The sequence below is a fragment of the Faecalibacterium duncaniae genome (assembly GCF_010509575.1).
In the GTDB taxonomy this organism is placed as follows: domain Bacteria; phylum Bacillota; class Clostridia; order Oscillospirales; family Ruminococcaceae; genus Faecalibacterium; species Faecalibacterium duncaniae.
Genome location: NZ_CP048437.1, coordinates 2,218,543 through 2,233,605 on the forward strand (window position 1 = coordinate 2,218,543; position 15,063 = coordinate 2,233,605).

At 58.7% G+C, this 15,063-nt stretch carries 12 protein-coding genes and 1 other RNA gene; 5 read left to right on the plus strand and 8 right to left on the minus strand.

Annotated features, from left to right (window positions below):
• Positions 1-146: 146 nt before the first annotated feature.
• The 5 genes from GXM22_RS10735 to GXM22_RS10755 form a co-directional block, all read right to left on the minus strand.
• A complete protein-coding gene (locus tag GXM22_RS10735) occupies positions 147-1,064 on the minus strand; it encodes an ABC transporter permease (protein WP_005930997.1) in 918 nt (305 codons plus the stop codon).
• A gap of 1 nt (position 1,065) precedes the next feature.
• A complete protein-coding gene (locus GXM22_RS10740; protein ID WP_098924759.1) occupies positions 1,066-2,235 on the minus strand; it encodes an ABC transporter permease in 1,170 nt (389 codons plus the stop codon).
• Positions 2,236-2,241: 6 nt separating this feature from the next.
• Positions 2,242-3,750, minus strand: a complete 1,509-nt coding sequence (locus GXM22_RS10745; RefSeq protein WP_035393842.1) for an ABC transporter ATP-binding protein — start codon at positions 3,748-3,750, stop codon at positions 2,242-2,244.
• A gap of 261 nt (positions 3,751-4,011) precedes the next feature.
• On the minus strand, positions 4,012-5,187 hold the full coding sequence (locus GXM22_RS10750) for a BMP family lipoprotein (RefSeq protein ID WP_035393669.1): 1,176 nt from the start codon (positions 5,185-5,187) through the stop codon (positions 4,012-4,014).
• Positions 5,188-5,389: 202 nt separating this feature from the next.
• Positions 5,390-5,839 carry a cytidine deaminase gene (locus tag GXM22_RS10755; protein ID WP_005931014.1) on the minus strand — a complete coding sequence of 150 codons (450 nt, stop codon included), beginning with the start codon at positions 5,837-5,839 and terminating at the stop codon, positions 5,390-5,392.
• A 274-nt stretch (positions 5,840-6,113) separates the two neighbouring features.
• Here GXM22_RS10755 and GXM22_RS10760 point away from each other — a divergent pair, with 274 nt between their 5' ends.
• The gene (locus GXM22_RS10760) at positions 6,114-6,380 is read left to right on the plus strand and encodes a type II toxin-antitoxin system RelB/DinJ family antitoxin (protein WP_005931018.1); all 267 of its coding nucleotides are present in this window, start codon (positions 6,114-6,116) and stop codon (positions 6,378-6,380) included.
• A gap of 87 nt (positions 6,381-6,467) precedes the next feature.
• Here the strand turns inward: GXM22_RS10760 and deoD are convergent, their stop codons facing one another.
• The 3 genes from deoD to GXM22_RS10775 all read right to left on the minus strand — a co-directional run bounded on the left by deoD (position 6,468) and on the right by GXM22_RS10775 (position 10,387).
• Positions 6,468-7,187, minus strand: coding sequence for a purine-nucleoside phosphorylase (gene deoD / locus GXM22_RS10765; RefSeq protein ID WP_035393670.1), 720 nt, complete (start codon positions 7,185-7,187; stop codon positions 6,468-6,470).
• A 265-nt stretch (positions 7,188-7,452) separates the two neighbouring features.
• Entirely contained in the window at positions 7,453-9,339 is a 1,887-nt protein-coding gene (locus GXM22_RS10770) for a M23 family metallopeptidase (RefSeq protein WP_005931024.1), read from the minus strand.
• Positions 9,340-9,469: 130 nt separating this feature from the next.
• Positions 9,470-10,387 carry an RluA family pseudouridine synthase gene (locus GXM22_RS10775; RefSeq protein ID WP_005931027.1) on the minus strand — a complete coding sequence of 306 codons (918 nt, stop codon included), beginning with the start codon at positions 10,385-10,387 and terminating at the stop codon, positions 9,470-9,472.
• Between the two features lie 105 nt (positions 10,388-10,492).
• Between GXM22_RS10775 and rnpB the strand changes: the two genes are divergently transcribed.
• The 4 genes from rnpB to GXM22_RS10795 all read left to right on the plus strand — a co-directional run bounded on the left by rnpB (position 10,493) and on the right by GXM22_RS10795 (position 15,040).
• An RNA gene (gene rnpB / locus GXM22_RS10780) (RNase P RNA component class A) lies at positions 10,493-10,830 on the plus strand.
• 183 nt (positions 10,831-11,013) lie between these two features.
• Entirely contained in the window at positions 11,014-12,948 is a 1,935-nt protein-coding gene (locus GXM22_RS10785) for an NAD(+) synthase (RefSeq protein ID WP_005931030.1), read from the plus strand.
• A 3-nt stretch (positions 12,949-12,951) separates the two neighbouring features.
• Positions 12,952-13,308: a NusG domain II-containing protein gene (locus tag GXM22_RS10790; RefSeq protein WP_005931035.1), complete on the plus strand. Its 357-nt coding sequence runs from the start codon at positions 12,952-12,954 to the stop codon at positions 13,306-13,308.
• Between the two features lie 25 nt (positions 13,309-13,333).
• Complete coding sequence (locus GXM22_RS10795; protein ID WP_005931038.1) at positions 13,334-15,040, plus strand: LCP family protein; 1,707 nt, start codon at positions 13,334-13,336, stop codon at positions 15,038-15,040.
• The last annotated feature ends 23 nt before the right edge of the window (positions 15,041-15,063 follow it).

Consider the following 15,063-nt stretch of genomic DNA (forward strand, 5'->3'; position numbering starts at 1 on the left):
CCTGTCTGACAGTATGACTTTCAATAAATTCCATTATAACAGACTTTTTGACAAAGGCAATCCACATTCCGTCTCCTTTGTCGGGTTTTGAACACCAAGGGCGCAGCTGCCCGGAAAAGCAGCTGCGCCCTTGGAACAAACCTCGCTCAGCGGGAACCCTTGTCGTAAGGGATGCCCTCAGCCTTGGGGGCCATGCTGTTTTTGGAGGTAAAGGCCAGAATGATCATGGATGCGATGAACGGCATCATGTTATAGATGTTGCTGGACCAGTGGAGCTGCGCCAGGAAGGTGGAGTCCGCAATGTTTGCCAGGCTCTTGAACACGGCAAAGAACATGGCGGCGGCACAGATGTTGAAAGGCTTCCACTGACCAAAGATCATAACAGCCAGTGCAAGGAAGCCCGCGCCAGCCACGCCGACCTCAAAGTTCCAGGTCTGGACAGGGGGCACGATATATGCCAGACCGCCGATAGCGCCCAGCGCACCGGAAAGCAGCACACCCGCGTAGCGCATCTTGTAGACGTTGATGCCCACAGAATCGGCTGCCTGAGGATGTTCGCCGCAGGCGCGCAGGCGCAGACCGAAGCGGGTCTTGTACAGCACCACATAGCTGATGACGAGCAGCACGATGCCCAACGGCACAAAGATGCTCAGCTCCAGGCCGCCGATGCTGAACAGGAACGGCTTGTTGGAATAGTTCAGCTTGGCGCTGCCGCTGTCGCTGAAATACTTGGCAATGACCACGGCAATGGCGGTGGCCAAAAGGTTCAGGGCCGTGCCGCCGATGGTCTGGTCCGCTTTCAGGTTGATGGAAGCAAAGGCCAGCAGCAGGCTGTACACCATGCCGGCCAGCGCAGCCACCAGGACCGAGATCAGCACCACCAGGAACGGCGACATGTCGGCCGGAAGCATGGTCAGGGTCAGAACACCCGCCACACCGCCGATGACCATGATGCCTTCCAGCGCGATGTTGATGATGCCGGAGTGCTCACTGAACATACCGCCCAGTGCCACCAGCATCAGGACGATGCCATACAGCAGGGTATATTTGATCAAAAGCAGCATCTTACTTGCCCTCCTTCTTCGCGTTGGCCTTTTCCGCCGGGGCAGGCTCTGCGTTCACATTGGTCTTGTCCGCATTCTTGAACAGCAGCTTCTGGATCTTGCCGCGGAACAGCATGGAGAATGCACACAGGTAGATGATGATGCCGCTGATCAGGTCGGCGATCTCCGTGGGATAATACTTGGTGGAAAGGAAGGTGCCGCCCACCGAGATGTGGGAGATGAACAGGGCCGAGAAGATGGTGCCAATGGGGTTGGAGCTTGCCAGCAGGGCAACAGAGATGCCGTTGAAGCCCATGGCGGGCAGGCTGGTGGAGTTCAGGGGGTTCCACTGGCCCACGTTGGACAGATAGAACAGGCCCGCGCCAAAGCCTGCCAGCGCACCGGCAATGGCCATGGAGAGGATGATGTTCTTCTTTTCGTTGATACCGGCGTAGCGGGCAGCACTCTTATTCAGGCCGACCGCCTTCAGCTCATAGCCAAAGGTGGTCTTGTTCAGCACCACCCAGATCAGGATGGCCACCACAGCGGCCAGGAAGATGGCAATGGTGGTGCTGTTGGTCTGGAACAGCTTGTTCAGGCCGAAGTCCGGGATAACGGACTGGGCGAGATCCGCGTTCTTGCCCAGGTTCAGGGTGCGGGTGTTGCGCACATCGTACATGGGGCCGGTGCCGTTCTGGTAGACCAGCTCATTGACGAGGTACAGGCCGATCCAGTTGAACATGATGGAGGTAATGACCTCGTTGATGTTGAAGTAGGCCTTGAAGAAACCGGGGATGGCACCCCACAGACCGCCCAGAATGGCCGCAGCCAGCAGGCAGACGAACCAGGGCAGCTTGAGCATGATGGCACAGTAGAGGGCACCGTAAGCGCCCAGCGTGTACTGACCGGCGGCACCGATGTTGAACAGGCCGGTCTTGAAGGCAAAGCCCACGGAAAGGCCGGTCATGATCAGGGGCGCGGCGTTGGCCAGCTCCTTACCGACACCATAGGGGGCATCATGGAAGCCGCCCTTGAGGATGCGGACAAAGCCGTCTGCCCATGCGTGGGCCGGGTTGATGGCCAGCAGCACGAGGAAGCCCACAAACAGACCGATCAGGATACACAGCAGGGCAGCCATCACGCTGGTGACAGAACCCTGCAGCCCGTTGTGGGAAAGTTTTTTGTTTTTCATTTCTGCTTACTCCTTTCCCTGCTTGCGGGCACCGGCCATGTACAGGCCCAGCTCCTGGACCGTGGTGGTCTTGGGGTCAAACTCACCCACGATCTCACCCTCGTACATCACAAGGATCCGGTCAGAGAGGTTCATCACCTCGTCCAGCTCCAGACTGACCAGCAGCACAGCCTTGCCCCTGTCGCGCTCATCCACGATCTGCTTGTGGATATATTCAATGGCACCGACATCCAGGCCGCGGGTGGGCTGCACTGCCACCAGCAGCTTGGGGTCTTTGTCGATCTCGCGGGCAATGATTGCCTTCTGCTGGTTGCCACCGGACATGCTGCGCACGATGGTGGCGCTGCCCTGGCCGCTGCGCACGTCATACTGGGCGATCAGCTTATCGGAGTACTCCCGCACCTTTTCACTGCGGATAAAGCCGTTGTGCTGGAACTCGGGCTGCCAGTAGCGTTGGAGCACCATATTGTTTTCCAGGCTGTAATCCAGCACCAGACCATGCTTGTGGCGGTCCTCAGGGATATGGCTCATGCCGTCCTTGGAGCGCTGACGGATGCTCTCGTTGGTGATCTCCTTGCCGTCCAGCAGCACCTTGCCGCTGTTGAACTTTTCCAGACCAGTCAGGCCGTAGACAAACTCGGTCTGGCCGTTGCCCTCGATGCCCGCCAGACAGACGATCTCACCGCCACGCACCTGGAAAGAGACGTTCTTGACGGCATCCTTCTTGTGCTGGGCGTTGTGCATGGTAACGTTCTGCACGTCCAGCACCACCTCGCCGGGGGCGGCGGGCTTTTTGTCCACCTGCAGCTGAACATCGCGGCCGACCATCATGCGGGAAAGCTCTTCCTTGGTGGTGTCCTTGATGTCCACAGTGCCCATATACTTGCCCTTGCGCAGAACCGTGCAGCGGTCTGCCACTGCCATGATCTCGTTGAGCTTGTGGGTGATGAAGAGGATGGATTTGCCTTCCTTCTTGAACCCGCGCATGATCTCCATCAGCTCGTCGATCTCCTGCGGGGTCAGAACAGCGGTGGGCTCATCAAAGATCAGGATCTCGTTGTCGCGGTAGAGCATCTTCAGGATCTCAACACGCTGCTGCATACCAACAGAGATATCGCTGATGAGTGCGTCGGGGTCCACACGCAGGCCGTACTTCTCGCTCAGGGCCATGACCTTCTTGCGGGCCTCAGCCTTCTGCAAAAAGCCCAGCTTATTGGGTTCCACGCCCAGAATGATGTTATCCAGCACGCTGAAGCATTCCACCAGCTTGAAGTGCTGGTGCACCATGCCGATGCCCAGTGCGTTTGCATCGTTGGGGTTGCGGACGGCGACCTCCTTGCCGTTCTTGAGGATCTTACCGGCTTCCGGCTGGTACAAGCCGAACAGCACGCTCATCAGCGTACTTTTGCCAGCGCCGTTTTCGCCCAGCAGGGCATGTACCTCGCCCTTGCGCAGCTGCAGGGTGATATCATCGTTTGCCTTGATTCCAGGGAACTCCTTGGTAATGTGGAGCATCTCGATCACAAAATCCTCTGCCAATCTGCTCACTCTCCTTTCGTGTCAAATCGACACCTATACTATTCTGTGTACCATTATACCGTATTTTTGCGGTTTTGCACACTTCTTTTTGATTTTTTGGCGGGATGTGCTCTTATAAGTATTACTTTTGTGCAAGCTGCACGATTTTTCGCGAGACAAAAACGACCCTCTCCGTCAAAGCCTGGCGGCAATGACGGAGAGGGTCGTTCCCTGCAGCCCTTGCGGACTGTTCAAATTTTACTGGATGTAGGTGACGTTGGTGAACTCGCTGACGGTGGGCTTGGTAGCGTCATCAGAGCTGTTGTCAACAACGATCTCGCCGGAAGCGATCTTCTGCTTCAGCTCCTCGTACTCCTCAACCGTGAAGGTCTCGAAGTTCCAGCTGTCCTCATCGGTGGGCAGGCCGATGTAATCGCCGTCCTCCAGACCAAAGTTGCCGTTGGTTGCTGCGATGGTGCTCCACTCGCCTGCCTCGATGTCGGACAGAGAAGTAGAAACAGCCTCAGACAGGCCCTTCATAGCGGAGGTGATGAACGGGTTGTAAGCATAGGTGCCATCAGCAACGCCGTTTGCGCCGATGTAGTTCTGGTCAACGTCAACGCCGATGACGTAGCCGTTGTTCTTCAGGGCAGCCTCAACAGCGGAGGTGTAGATGCCGCCGCCGCAGGCAAAGACGACCTGAGTGCCGTTGGAGTACCAGCCCTCCATACGGGAGGTGATGTTGGCATCGCCGTAGAACTGGCCACCGTAGAAGTAGTTGATGTCGATGTTCTGGCCCAGTTCCTGAGCAGCAGCATCAGCGCCCTGCACAAAGCCGTAGCCGTAACGGATGACAGCGGGAACAGCCATGCCACCCAGGAAGCCCAGCTTGGTCTTGCCGTCCTTGGCAATGGCGTAACCTGCCAGATAGCCTGCCTGCTCCTCCTTGAAGGTGATGCAGTAGCAGTTGGAGGGGATCTCATCGGTGCCGATATCGCCCTGGGTGACATCGATAGCGACGAACTTGACATCGGGGTACTGCTCAGCAGCCCATGCCAGAGAAGCACCATACAGGTAGCCAACGCAGACAATGACCTCAGCGCCGTCGTTGACAGCCTGACGAATCATGGTCTCACGGTCCTCATCGGAAGCATCAGCCTCGGGGATGTAGTACTGGCAGTCATCGCCCATGTAGCTGGAAACAGCGCTCCAGCAAGCCTGGTTGAAGCTCTCGTCATCGATCGTGCCGGTATCGCAGGTCAGAGCGACCTTTGTGATCTTGCTGGCAGCCTCGGAGCCAGCCTCAGAAGCTGCAGAGGAAGCAGTGGAAGAAGCGGTGCTGGTGGAAGAGGAAGAACCACCGCAGGCGGTCAGAGCAGCGGCAGCAGCTGCAGCGCCAGCCACAGCCAGGAAGTTACGACGAGAAATCATCATAAGAAAACTCTCCTTTTTATACATTAAAAATTGCGCTTTAAAAAGGGAATGCGCACACTTGCACATTTACTGACCCAAGTATAGCCGGGTCATGTGAGGAAAGCAAGACATTTCCGATTACAAAATCTTTACAGATTTTTTGTAAAATTCGCGTAAAAGTCGTACTATTTCGCCAATTTTGGCAAAATATCCGCTTCCTGCCTCACTCTTCCACGGCTTTGTTGCCAGCCACGTTGGAGGGGCCAAAGCCGAAGGGCAGCAGCTCGTCCATGCTGCGCTCGATGAAATCATCGGGGGTCTTTGCCATGATGACATTCAGCTCCGGCCCGCCGAACTCAAACAGCGCCTGACGGCAGACCCCGCAGGGTGAGGTGATCTGCTTGTTCACCTCGCCGCGGCGGGAACCCACCACGGCAATGTCGGTGAATCGGGTCACGCCCTCGCTCACCGCCTTGAACAGGGCCGTACGCTCGGCACAGCTGGTGGGGGTGAAAGCAGCGTTTTCCACATTGCAGCCGGTGAAGATGCGGCCATCCTCGGCCCGCAGGGCAGCACCCACCATAAAGTCGGAGTAAGGCACATAGGCCTGCTCCCGGGCTTCCAGTGCCATCCGGATCAGGGCTTTCTTTTCGTCTAAAGTCAGATTGGTCATAGGGGCCTCCTTTTCATTCTAAAGTATAAACAAACGTTTCTGCATCGCGATACCACGGAAGGGCAATTTCATAGGCTGGGTAATAAGGTACAAGGCAGATATCCTGATTTGGTTGAAAGTCGTTCATCTTTCATCCCCTCTTTTGCACTTCAATTATACGGCGTGTTCTCAAATTCTTCAAGAGATTTCTCGTTGTTCATTTATTATGTAACGAAAGTTCTTGCATTTTTCATTACAGACGCATATAATAGAATCAAGAAGGAGGTGTATTAGAATGGCAAATGCAGTCAATGTGAACTTCCGGATGGATCCAGACCTGAAACGCAGCATGGAAGAGGTTTGCGCCGAGATGGGACTTTCTATGACAACGGCATTCACGATTTTCGCCAAAAAAGTTTCCCGGGAGCACCGCATTCCCTTTGAGGTTTCCGCCGACCCGTTCTACTCGGAAAGCAACATCAATCATCTCCGCCAGATCGTCCACGACATCGATACCGGAAAAGCCAAGCTCACTGAGCACGATTTGATCGAGGTAGATTAAATGAGATTGCTTTGGGCACTATACTGACACCTAAAAAGAGGGCCGTTGCTTTTTGGCAACAGCCCTCTTTCGCTCTCAAAAATAAACTTAGTACTCCGCGCCCAGTGCGACCTTCATCATGTTGGTGAAGCTGGTCTGACGCTGCTCGGCGGTGGTGATCTCCGGGGAGACAAAGCTGTCGGAGATGGTCAGCAGGCAGGCGGCGTTCTTGCCCAGAACCTGAGCGTTGGCGAAGAGGGCAAAGCTCTCCATCTCCACACACAGGCAGCCGCGCTCATCCCGCAGCTTTTCCCAGTAGGTGGGCTTTTCATCGGAGGGCTGGCGATAGAACACATCGGAGGAATGGATGTTGCCCTCGATCAGGGGGATGCCCTGCTTTGCGGCGGAAGCGCGCAGCTTGTCGTTCAGGGTCTGGCTGGGCAGGGTGAGATCCCCCTCAAAACCGCTCTGGACCCGGGCATAATTGCTCTCGCTCACGGCACCGGCGGCCAGCACCACATCAAACAGCTTGGCTTTGTCGGTGTAGCTGCCGGCAGAGCCGATGCGGATGATATTGTCCACATCGTAGAACTTGTACAGCTCGTAGGAGTAGATGCCGATGGAGGGCATTCCCATGCCGCTGCCCATCACACTGATGGGGCGGCCCTCATAGGTGCCGGTAAAGCCCAGCATTCCACGGACACCGGTGACCTGGCGGACATCCTTGAGGAAGGTATCCGCGATGAACTTTGCCCGCAGCGGATCGCCGGGCATCAGGACGGTCTTTGCGAAATCGCCTTTTTCAGCGCTGATGTGGGGTGTTGCCATAATCATTCTCCTTTTTGTTTGTAAAATAAACCTCTCCGGCGCTTCACGCCAGCATACGAGTTGCGGCTCCCAGCGTCCACTTCGTGCAAAGTATTGCACTCGTGTCCTGCTGGCCGCTGCCCCAACAACGCCTCCCTTCATCCGCCACTGGCGGCGGTCGTCGTTGTTGCCTGATAGGGGAGCTAAGTTTATGCTTCCGCTCTCTTGCCTCTCCTATTAGGAAAGGTGGCAATGCGAAGCATTGACGGAGAGGTTCTGTTCTGATTTATCGCTTTCCGGGGAACACGCTCTGCGGTGCGATGTACGAGCCGTTGCGGCGGATCTCGAAGTGGCAGTGGTTGCCGGAAGAGCGGCCCGTGCTGCCCACATAGCCGATGAGCTGACCCTGCCGCACGGTCTGGCCCGCACTGACCGCCAGAGACAGGCAGTGGGCATAGACCGTGGTATAGCCGCCGGAGTGGCTGATGATCACAGAATAACCATAGCCCGTACCGGCACCGGCCTTGTTATAACCCGCCTTGGTCACGGTGCCGCCCGCCGATGCATAGATGGGCGTACCGGCAGAGGCACAGATATCCACGCCCTTATGGCCGCTGCCATACCAACGTGAGCAGTAGCGGTAGCCCGGCACAGGCCAGATGAACTGACCGCTGCCGCCGATGTATGCCGCCGCACCGTACTTCGTGACCTTCTTGGTGCCAACGACCACCTTTTTGTTCACCGGCTCACGGATGGTCTCAGTGGAAAGGATGGTCTGCTCCAGCAGCACGCCATTGGTATCATAGACGTTCTGCATGGTGACGCGGCGCAGGCCGTTCTGGCCCTCCTGCAGGGTCTTGGTGGTACCCTTGGTGTACTCGTTGGACTGGGTGGTCTCGGTGCCGAAGGGGATTTCCTCCTCCCGCGTCTCCACCTTGGTAATGCGGACTTCCAGCAGAGCCTCCTGCTTGGTCACGATCAGCTGGTCGCCCTCCTGGATATTGGAGTTCTCGGTCAGGGGAGCACCCTTGAAATTCGTATTCAGGGCACACAGCTCCCGGAAGGTCAGGTCGTTCTTCTGGGCAATGTCCCACAGGGTATCGCCCGCCATGACCGTGTAGATCTTCTCCTGCTGCTGCACGCCGGTCAGCATATTCTCGATGGAATTGTCATCCTCAAAGCTGTCGTTGAAGTAGATTCCATCTTCCAGCGTCACATTTTTGTTAAAGCCCACGCTGATATTCTCGTCCGTCTGATCCTCGTAGGGGGCCAGCAGGCTCTCCAGATAGCTGCGCAGGGTGTCACCATCGGAGCAGACTGCCGTCAGCTCCCCATCCAGATACAGGGCGGTGCCCTCACTGATCTGATCACTGGCGCTCTGCAGAATGGCGTTTGCCGTCTCGCTCTCGTCCATGGTCTTGTGGGTCACGGAGATGGTATAGGTCGGCTCGATGGTCAACTCGGTCTTGTCCGAACCGGCGTAGTTGATGCGCTGCATCACATCCTCTTTTGCGAGGTTGAACACTTCCTCATTGGCCACATAGCCAACGGTCTGGCCGTTCACCTGCACAGCCAGCGCATAGGGCTGGGCCATCGTCCTGTTCCAGACCGTGACGAACACGGCCAGCATACACAGGGGCAGGATGTACATTGCTGTCCGGGGCAGCAGGCTCAGGTTGCGCTTGAGCCCGCCCACAAAATAGCGCCCGGCCGCTTTTACGGAAGCACCAAAGCCCCGCTCCCGGCGCACAACGTTGGCGTGGGCCGCCACAGCGCCGAGGCCCTTGAAAAACAGGTAAAGCGGTGCCAGCAGATCCTTGAACATCTGCGCCGCACCGGGAAAGGCTGTTGCAATGATGGTATGCCGGGCATTCCTGCACCAGCGGGCCAGTCTGCGGGCCACGGCAGCAATGCCGCGCCCTGTGCGCACCACCATGTACTCTGCCGCAAAGCCCAGTGCATAAAATGCCTCGCCAACTGCCAGCACCACGGCACTGGCCCGCAGCTTTTTGGCCACATCATTCATGTGCCGCTGCGTTTTGCGGCGGAAACGGTGCCGCCGCAGCAGGCCGGAGATCTGGACCTTTGCCCAGAAGCTTCGCAGTTTTTCTCTGCCCTTCACCGGCGCTGCAGGAGCCTGGCTCTGCGGCTCCTTTGTTTTTTCTTCGATCAAAAGGGGTTGCTCCTTCCTGACGTTTTGGGTCGAAAGTTACAAATTCATATCAATTATACACTCTGCCCGGGCCGATACAAGGCTTGTCACAAAATTTGGGCAGAGCTTTCACAGAGGTTTCACCGTATTTTCATATTTCAGCATCCAGCAATGCCCGCATATCCTCGGGCAGGGGGCTCTCCACTGCAATGGTGCGGGCGTGTTCCCCCACCGGCGTTTCCAACCGGATGCCGCCGGGCACCTCGGTGTAAGCCGGCACCCGGAAACTCTGCCGGGCGCAATGGAGTGCCTGCCGGGCAATGCGGTCACGGTGCCCGCCGTAAAGGTCGTCCCCAGCCAGCGGGTGGCCGATGGATGCAAAGTGCGCCCGGATCTGATGGGTGCGGCCCGTCACGGGAACACAGGCGGCAAGGCTCAGGCCCTGCGCTGCCCTTAATATGGTATACTCGGTGCGGCTGGGCTTGCCCTCGGGGGTCACGCACCGCCCGATGATGCTGTCCCCTCTCCGGCCAATGGGGGCATCGATGACCCCGGGGCCAAGGGGCAGTTCACCCTCCACGATGGCATAGTAGAGTTTCTCCACGCCCTCGGCCAGCAGGGGCGCGGCATAGCCGTTTTTTGCGGCCAGCACCAGCCCGCTGGTGTCTTTATCAATCCGGTTCACCGGGCGGAACACCGGGCTTTCGCCGTGGGCAACCGCCCAGGCGGCATAGCCGTTGGCCAGGGTATCCCGAGGGTAGTTCAGTGTGGGGTGGACCGCCAGATGGGGCGGTTTTTCCAGCACCACGGCAAAAGCATCCTCGTATACGACCCTGACCGGGATCTCAGGCTGCGGCTCCACGCCGGAGCCGTCGGCGGGCAGCGCAAAGCGGATGGTCTGCCCCGCCTGCACGCGGCGGTTGGCCAGAATGGGCGCATCGTCTGCAAAAAAGCCGCTGCCATGGAATTTGACCGCCCGGGCCAGCTCTGTGGAGACGGCACACCGGCGCAGAAAGCCGCGCAGCAGCACGCCATCGGCTTCGAGTGGGACATTGAAAAGCAGCTGCATCCCTTGTCCCTCCCCAAAAATTCACGCCATATTTAAATTTATTATACCAAATTTTATCGTCACTTGCAAATCTTGTTTTTTTATGGTATTATGGGGAACAGAAAACGAGTGGAACATACGGCGGCGGGGCGGCTTTGACCGCTCTGAGGAAAGTCCGGGCCTCACAGAGCACGGTAACTGCTAACGGCAGCCGAGGGTGACCTCAGGGAAAGTGCAACAGAAAGGAAACCGCCGCAGCAATGCGGTAAGGATGAAAGGGCGAGGTAAGAGCTCACCAGCGCATGGGTGACTATGCGGCTTTGTAAACCCTACCGGAAGCAACGCCTATATGGGACGTACAGCGCTGCTCGCGTGTCCCGAAGGCGGCACGAGCCTGTCAGCAATGGCAGGCCTAGACAGATCGTCGTTTAATACAGAACCCGGCTTACGGTCCATCTCGTTTTCCATTTGGTGTATCCACAGGGGGTTGTTAGAACCCTTCTTTGCCCCGCCGTCAGGCGCAGAGGCAGAGAGGGTTGATAACAGCCCTCTTTTCGTTTTGGTCAGAGTGTGGTATACTATCCTCACCACGGGAGCACAGTTGTTCGCCGTGGGCAAACAAGAGAGACAGGATGTGAAATCCTCCGATGAAAGATGGTTTTTTGAAAGCAGCAGCCCTCTCGCCCGCGCTTCGGGTGGCGGACTGCGCCTACAACACCCGGCAGATCCTCACGGAGCTGCGTGCCGCCGCCGCCCGCGGCGTGAAGCTGGCCGTGTTCCCTGAGTTCTGCCTGACCGGCTATACCTGCGGCGACCTGTTTTTGCAGCGCACCCTGCAGCAGGGAGCCCTGACCGGCCTGCAGGAGCTGCTGGATGCCAGCCGGGAGCTGGACACCGTGGTCCTTATGGGCCTGCCCCTGATGGTGCGGGGCAAGCTGTACAACTGCGCTGCCGTGTTCTGCCGTGGGCAGCTGCTGGGTCTGGTTCCCAAAACGTACCTGCCCAACTACGGCGAGTTCTATGAAAAGCGGCAGTTCACCCCCGGTTCCACCGAGGTGGAGTGGGTGAATGTCTGCGGGCAGGATGTCCCCTTTGGCACCTCCCTGCTCTTCCGCTGCCGCCAGATGCCCAGCTTTGTGCTGGGCGTGGAGCTCTGCGAGGACCTGTGGAGCGCCCTGCCGCCCTCCACCTTCCACGCACTGGCAGGCGCTACCGTCATCGCCAATCTTTCGGCCAGCGATGAAACGGTAGGCAAGGCCGAGTACCGCCGGGCACTGGTGGAAAACCAGTCTGCCCGCCTGCTCTGCGGCTACCTGTACGCCTCGGCAGGCCACGGCGAGAGCACCCAGGACATGGTGTTCGCAGGCCACGACCTGATCGCCGAAAACGGCACCCTGCTGGCCGAGGTGAAGCCCTTTGCAGGCGGCCCTGCCGAGACGGAGCTGGACTGCCAGCGGATGGAATCGGAGCGGGCACGCAACACCAGCTTTGAGCCCAGCACTGAGGGCTACCAGACCGTGGAGTTCGACCTGGCCCTGACCGACACCGTGCTGACCCGCTGGGTAGACCCCACCCCCTTTATCCCCCACAACGAGCAGCTGCGTGCCGAGCGCTGTGAGCTGATTTTGAAGATGCAGGCCGACGGCCTGGCCAAGCGTCTTGAGCACGCCCGCGCCAAAACAGCCGTCATCGGCATTTCGGGCGGTCTGGACAGCTGCCTTGCCCTGCTGGTGGCTGTCCGCGCCATGAAGCAGCTGGGCCGCCCCACCACCGATGTGCTGGCCGTGACCATGCCCTGCTTTGGCACCACCAAGCGCACCCGCAGCAATGCAGAGATCCTCTGTGACGAGCTGCACGTCAGCTTTACCGAGATCGACATTGCCGCCACGGTACACAGCCACTTCCGGGACATCGGCCAGGACGAGAGCGTGCTGGACGTGACCTACGAGAACGGCCAGGCCCGCGTGCGTACGCTGGAACTGATGGACACTGCCAACCGCACCGGCGGCCTGGTGGTGGGCACCGGCGACCTTTCCGAGCTGGCCCTGGGCTGGGCCACCTACAACGGCGACCATATGAGCATGTACGGCGTGAACGCAGGCGTGCCCAAAACGCTGGTACGCCACCTTGTCCGGTACGAAGCCGACATTGCCGCCACCCCGGCCCTGAAAGAGGTGCTGCTGGACATCCTCGACACCCCTGTGTCCCCCGAGCTGCTGCCCGCCAAGGACAACGGCGAGATCGCACAGCGCACCGAGGATCTGGTGGGCCCCTATGAACTGCACGACTTCTACCTTTATTATGTGCTCCGCTTCGGCTTTGGCCCGGCAAAGATCTTCCGGCTTGCCAGGGCAGCCTTTGCGGGCCGGGAGGAATACCCGGACGCGGTGCTTTACAAATGGCTGCGCAACTTCTACTGGCGGTTCTTTGCCCAGCAGTTCAAGCGCAGCTGCCTGCCCGACGGACCCAAGATCGGCAGCGTGACCCTCTCGCCGCGCGGGGACTGGCGGATGCCCAGCGATGCCTGCGCCGCCCTGTGGCTGGCCGAGCTGGAACAGCTGTTCCCCCAGAAGGATGCCTGAGCCATGAAGCAGAAAAAAAATCTCTGGGTCAATTTACTGTTCGCCGCTGTTGTTCTGGTGATCGCGGGGGTGCTTTTTTACCTCCGCAGTGCCGGGCAGAGCGGCAGCACCCTGGGCGCGGAGCTGATCTACGGCGATGCGAACACGGTGCAGAAGCTCTCTCTGGACAGGGATGCCGTCTATGACATCAACACCGGCTATCTGACGGTGCACATCGAGGTCAAGGACGGCGCGGCACGGTTCATTGATTCCCCCTGCCCTGACCACATCTGCGAAAGCTTTGGCTGGATCTCGCAGGAGGATCAGACGGCCACCTGCCTGCCGGCACGGGCCGTTCTGACCATCGTGCCCCTTGCCTGAGGACATGTCAAAAAGGAGAATTCCTATGTTTGATGAAACTTCCCGTTCCCACACGGACGATGACAGCACCCGGCACATCCACCGGGGCCACCGCCCGCCGGAAGAAAAGACTGTGGAGGTGGACAGCGCGGCCTTTTTTGCGCCGGAAACTGCCGCTCCCACCCCGCCGCCTGCACCGCCCAAGCCGCCGAAGCATACCGGCGGGCTTGCCCCGGAGTCAAAGCCGCCCCGCCGCAAACCGGATGCGGACACCGGCGCGGCCAACCCGAAACGAGGTACTGTTTTGCTGATCGTACAAGCCATTCTGAGCATTGCGGCCTTCTTCCAGCTCTGTCGCACCCAGATGCTGCCCGCACTGTATCTTGTCATCATTGCGGCGCTGCTGGTGCTGTTCTGGCTGCTGGTCAAGCGCTGCCAGGAGTACAGCGCCCCCCGCAAGGTATCCCGGGTGTTCTCGGTGTTCCTATGCGCCTTTCTGGCGCTGGGCTGTGTCTGGGCTCAGCAGGGCCTGAGTGCACTGGATAACGTGACCTCCGGCCTTGTCACCGGCACCGAGGCCAACAAGATCACCAAGGAGCCCTTTGTGGTCTACCTGAGCGGCGTGGACAACCGCGGCGAATTGACCGAAAAGGCCCGCAGCGATGTGAACATCATTGCCGTGGTCAACCCCTCCACCAAACGGGTGGCGCTCATCAACACTCCCCGCGATTACTATGTTGATCTGGCGGGCACCAACAGCAAGGACAAGCTGACTCATGCCGGTCTGTACGGCGTGGAGACCAGCATGGCAACCCTGGGCAACCTGTACGGGGTCAATGTGGACCAATACCTCCGCATCAACTTTGCGGGCTTCATCAGCATCATCGATGCCGTGGGCGGCGTGGATGTCTACTCCGATCAGGCGTTCACCTCGGTGGGCAGCCCCGGCTATTATGATCCCACCACCTTTGCCGAGGGCTGGAACCATCTGGACGGCAAGAGCGCTCTGGCCTTTGCCCGTGAGCGCCATGCCTTTGCCTCCGGCGATATCCAGCGCGGCATCAACCAGATGAAAGTCATCGATGCCATGATGAACAAGATCAAATCTCCCACTGTGCTGATGAGTTTTTCCAAGCTGATGGATGCTGTGTCCGACTGCTTTGTGACCAGCCTTTCTCAGGAGCAGATCTCCGCACTGGTGCGGATGCAGCTGGCAAGCCTGTCTGACTGGGACATCCAGAGCTATACCGTGACCGGCACCAGCGGCAAGAGCTCCCAGTGCTACTCCGCAAAGGGTCAGAGCCTCTATGTGATGAAGCCGGATGAGAACTCCGTCAACCAGGCCAAGGAGCTGATCGCATCCGTTCTGGGCGGTGAAGGCACCGTGAGCGATACCCAGCAGACCCCCGAAAAGACCGAGGTATTCACCCCCACGGCTGACCCCAACGCGGGCACCTCTGTGGAGGAATCGCCCGACAGCGTCATTGTGGAGGAACCTGCCGAGAGCGTGCCTGCGGAACAGCCTGCCGATGAGCAGCCCGCAGAACCCACCCCCGAAGCGCCTGCCGAGAGCGAGGCTTCCACCGAAGCACCTGCCGAGAGTGAAGCCAGCAGTGAATCCACCGGCGGAGCAGAAACACCTTCTATCTCTCTGCCCACGCAGGAGCAGGTGGAATCTGCTGCCAACTCCCTGCATCAGGCCGCTTCCACCGTGCTGGATGCCCTGTTCGGTTCCAGCAGCAGCGGAGAATAAAACAGGATAAAACAGCACAAGCC